General features: G+C 56.4%; 13 protein-coding genes and 1 CRISPR repeat array. Of the genes, 12 read left to right on the top strand and 1 reads right to left on the bottom strand.

Annotated elements, in window-relative coordinates; translation table 11 throughout:
- The first annotated feature begins 44 nt into the window (after positions 1-44).
- Genes G7068_RS10600 through cas2e form a run of 8 tightly spaced genes read left to right on the top strand, consistent with a single transcriptional unit; the run spans position 45 to position 8,697 of the window.
- Complete coding sequence (locus tag G7068_RS10600; RefSeq protein ID WP_166291870.1) at positions 45-1,607, top strand: type I-E CRISPR-associated protein Cse1/CasA; 1,563 nt, start codon at positions 45-47, stop codon at positions 1,605-1,607.
- 39 nt (positions 1,608-1,646) lie between these two features.
- Positions 1,647-2,210: a type I-E CRISPR-associated protein Cse2/CasB gene (gene casB, locus G7068_RS10605; protein ID WP_166291873.1), complete on the top strand. Its 564-nt coding sequence runs from the start codon at positions 1,647-1,649 to the stop codon at positions 2,208-2,210.
- Between the two features lie 35 nt (positions 2,211-2,245).
- Complete coding sequence (gene cas7e / locus G7068_RS10610; RefSeq protein ID WP_166291877.1) at positions 2,246-3,340, top strand: type I-E CRISPR-associated protein Cas7/Cse4/CasC; 1,095 nt, start codon at positions 2,246-2,248, stop codon at positions 3,338-3,340.
- Entirely contained in the window at positions 3,337-4,086 is a 750-nt protein-coding gene (cas5e, locus tag G7068_RS10615) for a type I-E CRISPR-associated protein Cas5/CasD (RefSeq protein ID WP_166291881.1), read from the top strand. Before cas7e ends, cas5e begins: the two co-directional genes overlap by 4 nt.
- Positions 4,086-4,739, top strand: coding sequence for a type I-E CRISPR-associated protein Cas6/Cse3/CasE (gene cas6e, locus G7068_RS10620; protein WP_166291893.1), 654 nt, complete (start codon positions 4,086-4,088; stop codon positions 4,737-4,739). Before cas5e ends, cas6e begins: the two co-directional genes overlap by 1 nt.
- Positions 4,740-4,769: 30 nt before the next feature.
- Complete coding sequence (cas3, locus tag G7068_RS10625; protein WP_166291906.1) at positions 4,770-7,436, top strand: CRISPR-associated helicase Cas3'; 2,667 nt, start codon at positions 4,770-4,772, stop codon at positions 7,434-7,436.
- The gene (gene cas1e, locus G7068_RS10630) at positions 7,433-8,362 is read left to right on the top strand and encodes a type I-E CRISPR-associated endonuclease Cas1e (RefSeq protein ID WP_166291909.1); all 930 of its coding nucleotides are present in this window, start codon (positions 7,433-7,435) and stop codon (positions 8,360-8,362) included. The genes cas3 and cas1e overlap by 4 nt, the downstream gene beginning before the upstream one ends.
- A complete protein-coding gene (cas2e, locus tag G7068_RS10635) occupies positions 8,359-8,697 on the top strand; it encodes a type I-E CRISPR-associated endoribonuclease Cas2e (protein WP_166291911.1) in 339 nt (112 codons plus the stop codon). The genes cas1e and cas2e overlap by 4 nt, the downstream gene beginning before the upstream one ends.
- Positions 8,698-8,715: 18 nt before the next feature.
- A CRISPR array of direct repeats spans positions 8,716-10,332; the repeat unit is 29 nt; unit sequence CTCTTCTCCGCGTGCGCGGAGGTATTTCC.
- Positions 10,333-11,165: 833 nt separating this feature from the next.
- Here the strand turns inward: cas2e and G7068_RS10640 are convergent.
- Positions 11,166-11,375, bottom strand: a complete 210-nt coding sequence (locus G7068_RS10640; RefSeq protein ID WP_166291913.1) for an MHS family MFS transporter — start codon at positions 11,373-11,375, stop codon at positions 11,166-11,168.
- 383 nt (positions 11,376-11,758) lie between these two features.
- Between G7068_RS10640 and G7068_RS16500 the strand changes: the two genes are divergently transcribed.
- Genes G7068_RS16500 through rlmH form a run of 4 tightly spaced genes read left to right on the top strand, consistent with a single transcriptional unit; the run spans position 11,759 to position 14,416 of the window.
- On the top strand, positions 11,759-12,214 hold the full coding sequence (locus G7068_RS16500) for a hypothetical protein (RefSeq protein WP_244304838.1): 456 nt from the start codon (positions 11,759-11,761) through the stop codon (positions 12,212-12,214).
- Positions 12,211-12,726: a GNAT family N-acetyltransferase gene (locus G7068_RS16505; protein WP_280116219.1), complete on the top strand. Its 516-nt coding sequence runs from the start codon at positions 12,211-12,213 to the stop codon at positions 12,724-12,726. Before G7068_RS16500 ends, G7068_RS16505 begins: the two co-directional genes overlap by 4 nt.
- Positions 12,727-12,734: 8 nt before the next feature.
- Positions 12,735-13,961, top strand: coding sequence for a pyridoxal phosphate-dependent aminotransferase (locus tag G7068_RS10650; protein WP_166291915.1), 1,227 nt, complete (start codon positions 12,735-12,737; stop codon positions 13,959-13,961).
- Entirely contained in the window at positions 13,958-14,416 is a 459-nt protein-coding gene (gene rlmH, locus G7068_RS10655; protein ID WP_205881279.1) for a 23S rRNA (pseudouridine(1915)-N(3))-methyltransferase RlmH, read from the top strand. The genes G7068_RS10650 and rlmH overlap by 4 nt, the downstream gene beginning before the upstream one ends.
- Positions 14,417-14,460: the final 44 nt, after the last annotated feature.

Below are 14,460 nucleotides of genomic sequence, written 5' to 3' on the forward strand. Positions count from 1 at the left end.
GTCTAGCGTAGTTCCCGTGCCGAAAATGCGGTCGAAAGGTTGTCGTGTCTCAACGGAGTGAAAATCAACACCAGTCCGTTAACGTACTCAAGGATGTTGCTTGGATCCGTTTGTTTGAAGATGCTGCTGACGGTTCCACATCGACGCGGTGCGTTACCGTGCGAGAGGCTCTGCTTCAAGCCCATATTTTTAAGGGAATCGACACCTCGCTCAACGGAGTGCAATTCGGTGCAATCTCTAGGTTCCTGTTTTCCGTCGCAGCTATTGTCATACGAAATCAAGACCCCAGGCGGCCGTTCTCCAAGTTTAGAGCCATGAAATTCAGTGAGGCGGCAATTGATGCTGCAATAAATCAACTCAGTGAATACGCCGACCTGTTTCATCCAGAGAAGCCGTTTCTGCAAATTGCGGCCGACCTCGAGATACCAGTTACAAGTTCGGTCAAGAAGTTGTTGCCCTATATGCCGCCTGACCGCGCTGAAGAGTTCTGGTCTTCAAGTGAGCAACCCAGGAGCCTTGATTTACCTGAGGCTGTGTTGGCTCTAGCTATAAATAGTTATTACAGTTTCGGCGGTAACAACCGCCTAGATGGCCGTGCATGCGTAAATGGCTCGCCAGGCATTCGATACCCGGGAAAAGACTTCACTGCGACAGAAGTTCTTTGGCATGGTGGCTCCTTGTTTGATTTCATTTGTTTCAACGTCCCTAAGAGCTGGGTAGAAGGAACAGGGTTACCAGCCTGGGCCGATCCTCTTGGGGCCACAGCTTTGAAGGATCAGAAAATTGCGGAACACCCGCTGTGGCGTGCGACTTGGGGGTCTAACACTGCGCGATGCCAGTGGCGGGACTTTCAAATGGTCGCCGCAGCAGTTGGTGGATCACCGTATCGGCCGCCGCTCATGGGAACGGAGAAGCATGAGGCGAAGAAATGGTGGGATCTCCGAAATACCTATGATCCCTTCTACCTTTACCTCCCTGTCAAGGATACCTCGGGAGGGAAGGGAGCTTCCCCTATGGAGGTAAAAGCGCAGCGACTTGACTTTGGTTATGGGGCGACTCAGCTTGAAGCGGAATGGCACGCTAAGAATCTTTCTGCGGCCCTGCGGAACCACTCTCAGGGACGAATTATGGTTGATGAAGAAGCACCGCTCGTTTTTCTGAGACATCTTGTACAGGGGAGCGCTTCATCTCCAGTCGTTCGGCGCAGTGAGATTCTGGTTTCCGCGCGATCACGCTGGCAGATCAGTGAGAGTCGGGCTGATGCGGTTTCGGAAGCCTCGACCAAAGTGAAATTGGTAATGATTGAGCTCGGCAAGCCCTTTTCAAAGAAGGGACGGTTGGCAGCGATTGCAAATAGGCGAGGTGATGTCGAGGCTGAGTTCTGGGCAGAGGTACGGGTGCCCTTTGCGCACTACATCGTGAACGGAAGTAACGATGTGAGCATTGATCCCAATGTATGGGCAGAAGTACGCGAGGCAGCACTAAAGGCGTTCGACACTGTCGCTCAGTCGGTTCCGCATTCAAAAATTGCACCTGCATTGTCAATCGCGCGAAATCGAGTCGGTCATAACATCGCAAGGCTTCTGAACCTTGCAGAAAACTCCTGAAGCTGCTGCGGCTTCGCTTACAAGCGAGAGGAAATTTTGATGTCAGAGAGCGTCAATTCATTGCACATGCTTGTGGGGGAGGTATTGCGACGGAGAGAAACCGACTCAAGATTTCGCGCCAATGTTTCGCGTGGATTGAATCCCTTGACTGAGCAATATGCCTATCCTTGGGTACTGCCGCATGTGCCGTCGCCCTATGAGCAAGTTGTCTATTTGCGAGTCGCGGGCTTAGTCGCGAGTTATCCCAATATCCCGCATAGCGACAAGCCCACGCTAGGTCAGTCTTTTCGAGTGCTCAGCGAACAACGTAGCGGTAAAAGAGTAGACGATGAAACCTACCAGAAGCATGATGCCATTGCGGCGAGACTTGTATCTCTCCAAGATCAAGATCTTGACGGAGCCGTCGACACGCTGCGGAGACTTTTTGATTTGAACAAGAAGGTTCAAGTTCCTGTCAATTACTTTGCACTTGCGCGCATGCTTAGCCGCTGGGGCAGTGGTCAAAGCGAGGCATCGCTGGCAGTTCGTCGGCGAACCCTTGGCGACTATTACGGGGCTTGGTCGATCAAGTCGTTTGCCCCCATCGAATCTGTTGATGATTGATTGTCAGCACTCACCCGCATAGACGAAAGCAGAAAATGAATAACCTCACCCTCCACTTCATAAATACAATCCCTTGGAGCAATCTGAATAGAGACGACACCGGCACGCCGAAGCGTGCCGTTATTGGAGGCACGCTTCGCGCGATGCTTTCGAGTCAGTCGATCAAGCGCGCCGTGCGTACCGATTATGAGCTTCGTTCTGGAGATCAGAGCCTGCGGTCGACCAACCTTGCGGGCATCATCGCTAATAGAGCGTGCGAAATCAATGTGGAACTTGACCCCAAAAAAGCATTGAAGGACAGCGAGAAACTGATTTCTGCTCTCGTTAAGAAGGAGAAAACTGCTAGGCCTGCTGTGGATGAATCCGAGTCGAAAGAGCCGGGTATATCGTCGTGGCTCAGCGCTGAAGAAATTGAGACGGCTGCTGCGGCTGTCGCAGAAGATCGCCTCATGGTAAAGGCTCAGGGTAAAGAGAAACTTACTGAGTTCGTCGAGCCAGGAAAAACGGGTTCACTCTCGATTGCGGCATTCGGGCGAATGTTTGCGTTAGCACCTGAGGCAAACACTCATGCCGCGGTGGCCGTGAGCCCTGCAATCGCCGTACATAAAACGATCATTGAAACAGATTACTTTTCAACGGTTGATGACGATCCAAAAGCTTCTCACGCCGGTGCTTCTTACCTTGGACTTGCGTCATATACCTCAGGGGTTTTCTACCGTTCGATAACAATCGACCGTGCGCAGCTTCGCCGAGCTTGGACAGGCCATGACTCAGAGAACGCCCGCGAACAACTCTCTTTGATGGTTTATTCACTTGTCTACGGACTGCCGAGCGGCAAGAAGAATGTGACCGCCCCGTACGTTCAGCCGTTACTCGTGCTGAGTGAAGAGCAAGCACACCGTGTCGCGTATGACTTTGAAACACCGGTCCTGGCCGAAGCCGACGGTGGCTATGGTGAGCAAGCCGTCAAGACGATTGCGCAACAGGTTGAAGCAGCTCGTGCGTTTGATGCCGCCAATTTTGGACGCAGCGCTGTTGCTGGCACCAGTGCTGCTCGCCTCGAGATTGCCGCTGAACAGGTCGATCTAGATCGGCTGGTGGCTAACGCGGTTGATTGGATTTTGGCGTGAGTGCTTTGTACTTACGGTTTGCAGGTGCTTTGCAATCTTGGGCGGGGCCTCGAATCGCAGGCAACCATGTGCACACAGCCCTGATCCCGACCCGTAGTGGCACCCTTGGAGTGCTCGCTGCCGCGCTTGGTGCCCCACAGGGTGAATGGCCAGAATGGTTACACCAGACCGCGCTCGATGTACGTGTCGAATCGGCGGGTACTGTGCAGCGGGACTATCAAACCATCAACCCGCGAGGTGAGAACCAGCGATTTGCGGAGCGCATCTGGATAGCTTCTGGGCTGAAGCGCAGCGCCCCCTCTTCATTTACGCCAGATGCCGAGAAAGGGACCTCGATTGTCATTCGCAGCTATCTCGCTGGTGCAGAATTTCTCGTCCGAGTTGTCCATTCTGATCGCCTTGATGAAATAGCATCGGCCTGTGCTGGCCCGAGGTTTAGCCCATACCTCGGTAGAAAGGCATTCGCGCCGAGCTTTCCTTTCCTGCTCGGTAAGGGGCCTGCTGAGCTGCTTATGAGTGCTCCCACAGTGCTAGGCGGAGCAAGGGTGCCTGGACAACGAGCTATCGCGATCCACTCTCTCACTGGAGAAGATGAAGATGCCCCTCGGAACTCGATAACGGTCGAGACGGCATCCCTAGAAGAACGCCTGACATGGTGGCGTAAAGAGGCAAGGCTGCCGCAACGCACCGTTTCTTTAGCCAATGATTCGTTAAACAAGTTTGCAACTCGCAAAGGAGAAATCTAGTGCCAGTCTCGCAGTTTCTGTCGCGCGTACCGTTGCATGCACTTTCAGCGAAGAGCGGTGCTCGTACGCGCAGGCACATCACAGATAATCCTGCGCAACAACACTCTGAGGTAATGTCCCTTTTTGGTCATATCGAGGGCGACACCGTGCGTGCTGACACAAACGTGCTGTTCCGTGTTGATCCGCCACATGGAAATCAGGCTGCAACAGTGCTCATCCGATCCAGCATTGTTCCAAGCCGGCCAGCTGAAGGTCTTGAAACGCGCCAAGAGGGTCCCGTGCCGCCTGCAGGCACGCCGGTTGCATTTCGGATTGCCATAAACGCAATCAGAAGGCGTAGCGTCGAGTCATCAACCGCCAAACGCAAAACCATATTGACGCCAGTGCCGAGAGATGACGACCCAGCACCAGACGGCACCACAATGACTGATTGGTTGAGCGCGCGTCTTGCGGGGGGGCTTTCGAGTGTTGAAATTTTGAACCATGATCGTCAGGTTCTTGGGGTAGGCACCAAATGCACAGTGCAAACGGACCTCGTCGATGGCTTTGCAATCGTTGAAGACTCGGCAAAATTGGCGCAGATGCTGATCCACGGGGTTGGGCGAGCAAAGAGCTATGGTTGCGGGCTGCTGTCCCTTCGGCCATTGAGCTAGTGACTATATTAGTAACGAAGGCCATATGACGTGTTGTGGAGCAAAAGCCAAGGCTTAGACGAGAAATACCCTCTTCTAAGTCATCAGCTCGATACAGCAGCGTCTGCTCAGGCGCTTTGGGATCGTTGGCTGCGTCCTGATCTGTGTAAATTACTCGAAGCGACGCTCGGTCCTGAGGCGCGATCTTGGTTTGCGTATGTTGCTGGTCAGCATGACACAGGAAAAGCAAATCCCGTGTTCCAACTTCAGCTTTCTTCAAATAGATCCGAGCCCTGGAGTACAACATTTCGACAGCGGCTTGAGCAAGAGGGCTTTGGCTGCAGTGTGCCCCTTGAACGCGAAGAGAGACTGCGTCGACATGAGCGAGTTTCGGCGCTTGAACTCGCAAGCGCAGATATCAAGGATGGCGGTGAGATTGCATCGAATTGGATCTCGCTCACGGCCCTCGGTCACCACGGAAAGTTTCAGACTCCTGGCACAAAGTCCGATAGAAACGCTTTCCGGGACCATGCGGGTGGTAGATGGAAAGTTGAGCGTGCCCAGAATACGCGGGTTCTGCGTGAGGTATGTGGCTTGCTGCCAGACACCGACCCACCTCCTATAGGCGGGGTCGCCGCGACATTGCTTGCTGGTCTGGTGATCCTTGCGGACCGTACGGCCTCAGAGATCGCTTCTGTCACTCAAGCTCAGGCGCGCATGAGAGCGGGAGCTCTGCGATTGAACGATCCGGCGGGCTGGATCAGCCAGCAGCGTGACTACTTCGCGTCTCGGCTCGAGGAAACTCTTGGTATCTATCAGAACTTCAGTGATCCTGCAGCCGCCCGAACTGCGATAGTTGGCGACTTTGAGCTCCGTCCATTACAAGAAGCTGCTCTTAAGTGTGGTGATGGTCTCTGGTTTGCGATGGCGCCAACTGGCAGCGGCAAAACGGAGGCTGCTTTGCTTCGCCACTCCACCTGCAACGAACGCTTGATTTTTGCGCTTCCGACGCAAGCGACGACAAACGCGATGATGAAACGAATTCAATATGTATTTGCTGGTGGGTCGAATGTTGCTGAACTTGCACATCGGCTTGCGTCCATCGAGGATTTCTATGCAAGGAGTTCCGAGGAAGTAGCCGCTACTGATGACATTTCGGCCGGGACTGGAACAGCCGGGATGGCCTCAGGCCTCGTTCCCTCAGAATTCTTGCGAAACGGAACGGCCCGACTTCTTGCACCAGTATCCGTTTCAACCATCGATCAAGTGCTTGCTGGCAGCCTTAGAACGAAATGGGCTCATCTGCGTCTCTTGACGCTTGCGAACGCACACGTGGTGCTTGACGAGGCTCACCTCATGGATTACTACCAAAGCGCGCTTGCTGAGCAGCTCATGCAGTGGTGGGGAGCTACCGGTACACGTGTGACAATTCTCACTGCAACGTTGCCAACATGGCAGCGGGATCTGTTTGCTCAAGCATATTTGGCAGGAGCGCGGGCTGCGGGCCTGACGAGTGAAGGGGCAAAGGAACTGCCCCAGATCCTGTTCCCATCGCACCACGAACTGCCCGGTGAAGCCAAGCTACTGCAACAGCAGAGTTACACAATTGATCTCGACTTGAGCGAGGCATCCGAGGCTTTGGGCGATTCTCGTGAAGCAGTATCTGACATACATATGCAGTGGGTTTTAGAACACCGAACCCGGTTTCCATTTGCCCGGCTGGGGGTAATCGCGAATACTGTCGACAGGGTGCAACTCATTGCGAATAGCCTCCGTGAACAGGATATTCCAGTTACGGTCTTGCACTCTCGCATGACCGCTGGACATCGCAGAGATGCCACCAACGCGCTACTTGGCACGCTAGGTCCTTTGGCAGAGGCGAACGAACAAACATTACCTCAGGTGCTTGTTGGCAGTCAGGCAGTAGAAGCGTCGCTTGATATCGATCTTGACGCGCTCTCGAGTGATGTTGCGCCAGCCGCTTCCCTCATTCAGCGAGCTGGTCGCGTTTGGCGACATCGTAGTTTGCAACATGTTCAACGTCGCAGGCGACGGATTCCTGGCAAAGCAAACCTGCCGATCCATCTAGTTTATGCAGAAGGGGTTGGTCCTTCACTGCCCTACTTTGCTTCAGAAATGACTCGAGTTCGTGAATATCTTCGTTATAAGCGCTCATTGGTAATGCCCGATGAAAGCCAGAGTTTTGTCGACGGCACCGCGGTGACTTTGGGCGATGTAAGCGAGGAGAACCTGAGGGAGCTCGCTAATATCTCCCGTGAGGTAATTACTTCGCAAGGTATCAAGATCAGCGTCGCTGACTTGCAATACGAGGGTGTTGACTTCTTGGACTTCAGCAAGCTAACGGGTGAAGACGTCGAAGAAGAGTCGTGCACCCGACTCATTGACCAGCCCAGCATCACCGCGATAGTAATTGACGAAGACGGTGCTGCTGGTGTTCCAGGAGCATGGCACGGGAGCCTGCACGAACTTGAAGAAATTGATGCAACTGATCATGCCCGAATACGCCTTGCTATGGAAGCGAGTGTGCCGCTGAGTGGCAAGATTGCGAGGGCGGTCATTTCAAGCTACGACGGTGGGGAACGATGGTGCCATTTACCTAAATCGCGAGTGATCTCATCGATGTGGCCAGTTGTGCTCAGCAGCAGCCCGATAACCTACGATCCACTTTTGGGAGTTCGGCTTAAGGACACGAAATGAGTTATTCAGACAATGCGATTGCGTTCTCAACGTTGCCTGTCAGTCATCAGGTCCGATTTGAAGACCGCGTCTCCTTTGCCTACATAGAAAAGGCGGTCGTATTGCAGAACCGTACTGGGGTCTGGGCGATGCAAGAGGAAGCCGATGAGCTTGTGCAACTGCAAATTCAGCTTCCTGTGGGAGGAATCGCGGTACTTGCGCTGGGCCCGGGTACTTCAATTACGCACCCGGCGATGATGTCGCTCACGAGATCGGGAGCGACGGTTGTGTTTGCTGGCGGAGGTGGAAATAATGCTTATGCAGCTGCAACACCACTCACATCCTCATCTCGTTGGGCATTGGCTCAAGCTCATCTGGTGACCCGCGAAGAAGAAACCAAGCAGGCGGCGATCGTGCTTTACAAGCAACAGCTTGGGCTTGACGTGCTCCCGGGCGGTAGCATCAACACAATGCGAGGCCTTGAGGGCAGAGCGATTCGAGACTTATATAAGAAGCTTGCCAAGCAGCACGGCATCAAATCGTTTCGCCGCGAGGTTGCGGCAGAGGACCCAGTCAATACTGGGCTGAACCTTGGGAACTCAATACTGTACGGGTGCGCCGCCGCGGCCTGCAGTGCGATTGGAGTCAACCCTGCTCTCGGAATCATTCACCGTGGGAATCGTAGATCGTTGCTCTTTGATTTGGCTGACCTCTACAAGCCAAAAATTACTATCCCTGCAGCATTTGCTTCTGCTGCTGAGGAAGATTCTGCGGGGGCGGTGCGAAGGCTGGTTAGAAAGGCGATCCACAAACAAAAAGTGATGGCGGGTATGGTGGAAACTTTGATGACTGTCTTGTCACCTCACTTGCCGGGTCAGGACGATGATCGGCTTGTTGGCGACGAATCCGAAATCCAAGGGCATACTAATTACGGGGGCGACGAGTGATCGCGGTCCTGGTAGCAAAAGCCGTTCCAGAACATCTGCGAGGATACTTCGGAAGGTTTTTGACGGAAGTAGTTCCCGGCGTGTTTGCAGGGAGGACGAGTCGAGTGGTTGCAGAACGGCTTTGGAAGCGCGCGTCTGAAGTATTAGTGACCGGAAATATGGCGCTCGTAGTTACCGACAATACTTTGGAACAGGGCTATTCATTCCTCACGGCGGGCCCCAACCCTCCTGCGGTTGTGGACCTCGATGGCTTGCAACTTATCGCCCATCTCTATCGGCCTAGTGACAGCCAAGATTCGGTGAATCTGGGAGAAAACGCTCTTTCTCCTGGCTAAAACCCCAGATCAGTTAGTCTCTTCTCCGCGTGCGCGGAGGTATTTCCTACGGTCACAACGCGGCCGCTGGCAACTGCCTCTCTTCTCCGCGTGCGCGGAGGTATTTCCAAATGGAGCGCCATTAAGGCCAACTCAAAAGGCTCTTCTCCGCGTGCGCGGAGGTATTTCCGTCGACTCAGCCGAATCAAGACCCGAATCACGCTCTTCTCCGCGTGCGCGGAGGTATTTCCTTCTTAGGCTCAGACTTATCTGCGAACCATCCCTCTTCTCCGCGTGCGCGGAGGTATTTCCTGGGCCTTGTGGCAGAGGTAGCCGCGATCGACCTCTTCTCCGCGTGCGCGGAGGTATTTCCGTTATGCGCGACCATGCAGAGCGTGGCGTCAGCTCTTCTCCGCGTGTGCGGAGGTATTTCCGGCGTTCACCGAATACACGGAACGCATTAACCCTCTTCTCCGCGTGCGCGGAGGTATTTCCGATGAGTGAGGATCAGTGACACTCACTGAGGGCTCTTCTCCGCGTGCGCGGAGGTATTTCCCGAGATGCGTATTTTGACGGTGCGTCGGCCGTGCTCTTCTCCGCGTGCGCGGAGGTATTTCCAAAGCGTCCACAGGGATGACGCGCACCTGGCGCTCTTCTCCGCGTGCGCGGAGGTATTTCCCAAAGCCGCCGACCCTGCCGCCTACATTGCCGCTCTTCTTCGCGTGCGCGGAGGTATTTCCGAAGCCCGTGAATGGCTCACCATCTGCGTGGACTTTTCTCCGCGTGCGCGGAGGTATTTCCGCTCCAAGGCTCGCCCGTCTTCCGCTGCGCTCCTCTTCTCCGCGTGCGCGGAGGTATTTCCATTACCGAAGCCGTCATTAAAGGCATCGTTGACTCTTCTCCGCGTGCGCGGAGGTATTTCCAACGTGATCGAGGTGGTCACAATTGAGGACGACTCTTCTCCGCGTGCGCGGAGGTATTTCCCAGAGTGTGATCTCGACGAGCTTGCCGTGCCGCTCTTCTCCGCGCACGCGGAGGTACTTCCGACCGAGACCCACGTATCGTGGGCAAACAGATCTCTTCTCCGCGTGCGCGGAGGTATTTCCGAGTTTGGCTGAAGTGCGGTAATGTCCGGCAGCTCTTCTCTGCGTGCACGGAGGTATTTCCCCAGCCACCGCAAGATACGACCATTGCCGGTCCTCTTCTCCGCGTGCGCGGAGGTATTTCCGGGTGTTGAGCTCGACCCGACTACCGCTCAGATTCTTCTCCGCGTGCGCGGAGGTATTTCCTTCCATCCTCGCGCAGCCCGTACTTGCCAATGCTCTTCTCCGCGTGCGCGGAGGTATTTCCGTAACCGATCACGTTGCCAGCCTGGACGGGTGCTCTTCTCCGCGTGCGCGGAGGTATTTCCTCGCCATCAAGAAGACAGCTGACCGTGATTCACTCTTCTCCGCGTGCGCGGAGGTATTTCCTCGCCATCAAGAAGACAGCTGACCGTGATTCACTCTTCTCCGCGTGCGCGGAGGTATTTCCTTCTCACTCTGGTGGGAGGTGCGGCGGTAGCTCTCTTCTCCGCGTGCGCGGAGGTATTTCCGTGGGAGGCCGCGAAAGCTGCGTACGTGATCCCTCTTCTCCGCGTGCGCGGAGGTATTTCCTACGCCGCCCCAGCGGGCACCCCGGTACTTGCCTCTTCTCCGCGCGCGGAGGTATTTCCCATGCCTGAGGCAGATCGCCACGAGAGTTCACCTCTTCTCCGCATGCGCGGAGGTATTCCCGGAGAGCTCGTCGACGGGAACCTGCACCTCAACTCTTCTCCGCGTGCGCGTAGGTATTTCCAGTGTAGCGACGCAGCGCCTGCACTACAGGTGCTCTTCTCCGCGTGCGCGGAGGTATTTCCGGGGTAACTCTGGGCCTGGCCCTCGGCTGGATCTCTTCTCCGTGTGCGCGGAGGTATCTCCCTGTTCTTCGCTAGGCTCGCCTACCAACAAACCTTTTCTCTGCGCATGCGGAGGTATTTTCAATGTTTGGATGCTTGACGAGAACGATGCATTCTGATTCTCCGCACATGCAGAGGTATTGCCTTTTATTTTTGCATGAAGCTGGTCTTGCTGAGTTAATATCTACATATGCGGAGAAGTGCCTGAAAGTCAATGATCGTGGTTCAGATCTGGTTATCTGCAGGGTAGTTTTCACGGGCCAGCTCAAGTCCAGGAACGGGCCTTAAGAATTCCAGCTTCTGCACGCTGACCGATTTGGATGAGCCAGAGAAATACAGGCAGCCAGGCGGCTGTCTAAGCAGCCAGCCAAGGAAAGGCTCTTGCTGCGCAGTTCAGCTACTTATGTTTTTCAGCTTGATCTACTTCAACCGGGGACTATTGAAGCCCCGCGGTGAAGCGTTGATTCGCTTCATCATCCATTGGACAGCAACCTACCCACCCCGCAAAACACCAACTGCCTCTCCAGCAACGCTCACGTGTTCTGCAGGTTCACTAGGTAGCACCTCTCGATCGCAGATAGCTGATCTGATCCCTGATCTGCGCCCGCGACAGCGGCGTCGAGATCGATAGCCCGCCAGCCTCGCGGCGTCCGCTGAAGAAGAGCTGTGGGAAGTTCGTTGCCGAGAGCGCACAGTAGATCGCGAAGTCGAACCGCTCGAACGCGGAGTCAGAGTCGCCGCTCAGGGCGGCTCGAAGTTGCATGTGGCCTGAGGTTGCGTGGGGTGACGTGTTCCGTTCTGAGGGTAGTGAAGGCTGGCCGCCCGCCTAATTTCTGATCGTTGCGTTTGTCGACATGGTGAGTCCCTTCAACGCTGAATGGGAAGAATGCAGACTTTTGCGCAGTGTGCGTTCTGTAATGGTTCCTAAATAATTATCGTAAATGCAAACGTTTCCGCTATGCGGAATGGATGTCGTTCGTGATTGCGTGTCTGTCTGATTGCCTCCTTCTTGCGCAGCGGGAGTGCCCAGCCGTGGCAGTGCTGATGGCCCGCGGTCGGCACAAATTCCGTGAAATAATCATCATGTGTGCATCTTCAGTAGACCCCAGTGGCTGAGCGAACGCAATTAGAAAGTACCTCAACACCATGACTCCCACCATTCCCTGGAAAGAGCTGTCCAACGGCAATCGGGCCCTCGCTGTGATCATGTTTGTCTGCGGAGTGATCATTCAAACGATGTTCTCGACCTGGGTTGCGCCAGGGCCAGGAAGCGTCCTAGAGCACCTCTGGCCAGCACTGGCGGCCTCAATACTTCTGTGCGCCTGCCTGGCGCTACTCTTGCCGCGAAGCCATCTCACTCTCCGATCAATCGTCCTCTCCTCGGTAATCGCAACCCTCATCTTCGCCGCCGCATACGCCCTGCTCTCTCAGCTTGCGAGCTACGGACCCCAAGACCTCCTCGGTTCGGCACTAACCCGAATCCTCTACTACTCCATAGCAACCGGCGATATCCCCGTCGCGTTCTTCCTCTGTATGATCCTTGGCGCATTGATCCGCGCACTCCACCTCAACCCCGAGCGCAAATCCCTCCGCTACCGATAGGCCACACCACCCCCCACCAGACCGAGCGCCTCACCCTCCACGCGATCAGCGCCGAAGAGGCGGCACGCATCATCGCGCGCTCGCCGATCCCCGAAGATAACTGGGCAAGCGACTACCCGCTAGAAGACGAGATCGATCCACTCAAAGGCCTCATCAAAAGGACCAAGACGGGCTACGAACCGCACCCCTTCACGATGTACCGGATCAGCGAGCGTGCAACAGGACAAGCCATCGGAGGCCTCGGCTTCTTCGGGCCGCCAGACGAATATGGCCACGTCGAAGTAGGCTTCGGCCTCGTCGAATCCGCCCGCAATAAGGGATACGCCACGGAAGCGCTGCAAGCGGCCGTCGAAATTGCCAGCGCCGAAGGAGCGTACGCAATCCTCGCAGACACAACCGAATCAAACAGAGCTTCCCAAGGCGTACTCAGAAAATCAGGACTCGCAGAAACCCACCGAGACGCCGGGACAATCTACTTCAAGCGGATACTCAACCCCGATCCCATGCCATAATTCCCAGTGTGCGCCTCATCACCCAGTCCCGAAAGCTGAGCGGGGTGCGCTACGACGTGCGCGGCCCTATCTTGCAAGAAGCCGAGCGGCTTGAGCGTGAGGGGCATGAGATCCTCAAGCTCAACATTGGTAATCCGGCGCCGTTCGGGTTCGAAGCACCCGCAGAAATCAGGGAAGCCGTAGCCTGCGCGCTCGCCACAGCCCAGGGCTACAGCGACTCCCGAGGCATCCTGCAGGCCCGCGAAGCGGTCGCGCAATACTACGCAGCAAAAGGCATCGCGGGCGTAACGTCAAACGACATCCTCATAGGCAACGGCGTCAGCGAACTGATCTCGCTCGTGCTGCAGGCCCTGGTCGACGACGGCGACGAGATCCTCGTCCCCTCACCCGACTACCCCCTCTGGACCGCCCAGGTCACCCTCTCCGGCGGCCGCGCCGTGCACTACCCCTGCGACGAATCGAACGGCTGGATGCCCGATCTCGACGCCACCGAAGCGCTCGTCACCCCGCGCACCAAGGGCATCGTGCTGATCAACCCCAACAATCCGACGGGCGCCGTCTACTCGACAGAGCTCGTCAGAGGCTTCGCGAAACTCGCCGAAAAGCACGGCCTCGTGCTGATGTCAGACGAGATCTACGAGAAGATCCTCTACGACGGCGCGACCCACGAGCACGCGGCAGCCCACACGACGGAAACCCTCTGCCTCACCTTCAGTGGGCTCTCGAAGGCGCAGCGGGTCGCGGGCTACCGCGCCGGCTGGCTCGCGATCTCGGGCAATCGCGACCGCGCGACCGACTTTCTCGAGGGCCTCACGCTGCTCGCCAACATGCGCATGTGCTCGAACGTGCCCGCGCAGCACGCGATCCCGGTCGCTCTCGCTGCGGCCACAAACGGGTCGGGGATCGGCGAGCTCTGTGCCCCGGGCGGCCGGCTTCGCGAGCAGAGAGACGCCGCTCACCGGCTGCTCTCGGCGATCCCGGGCGTGACTTGCGAGCTGCCAGGCGGCGCCATGTACCTGTTCCCGCGGTTGGAACCAGAGCAATATCCCATCGACGACGACCAGGCCTTCGTCATCGACCTGCTGCGTGCGACCCGGGTGCTGGTTACGAACGGCCGCGGCTTCAACCTCGCGACGCCGGATCACCTGCGCTTCGTCACGCTGCCGACCGTGCCGGTGCTCACCGAGGCGATCGGGCGGATCGCCGAATACCTCGACGGGGTGCGCGTCTCGTGAGCGTCAAGATTCTCGCCGTTGGCAAAAAACACGAGTCGTGGGTGACCGAGGGCATCGCGCGCTACGAAAAGCGCCTGCGCAAACCCTTCGACGTGAGCTGGCAACTGCTGCCGCACTCCGCGCGTGAGGGCGATGCGGCCCGATCCGAAGAATCCGAGCGCATTCTCGCCAAGCTGGATCGCGGAGCCTTCGTTGTGCTGCTCGATGAGCGCGGACGCAACGTCGATTCCCCCGCGCTTGCCGCGACACTGCAGGGTGCGTTCGACGCCGGTCGCGCGGTTGTGGTGATTATTGGCGGGGCATACGGGGCTGAGGATCGCGTGCGCGATCGCGCCGATTTCGTGTGGAGCCTGTCAAAGCTTGTCTTTCCACATCAGCTGGTGCGGCTGATCCTCGCCGAGCAGTTGTACCGGGCGCAGGAGATTTCTGGGGGTCGTCCCTACCACCACGTGTGATCGCGGATCTGCCCAGCGTCACACCCCCGTCAATGTCCGAGGGT

It is taken from the genome of Leucobacter viscericola, assembly GCF_011299575.1.
Classification (GTDB): Bacteria; Actinomycetota; Actinomycetes; order Actinomycetales; family Microbacteriaceae; genus Leucobacter; species Leucobacter viscericola.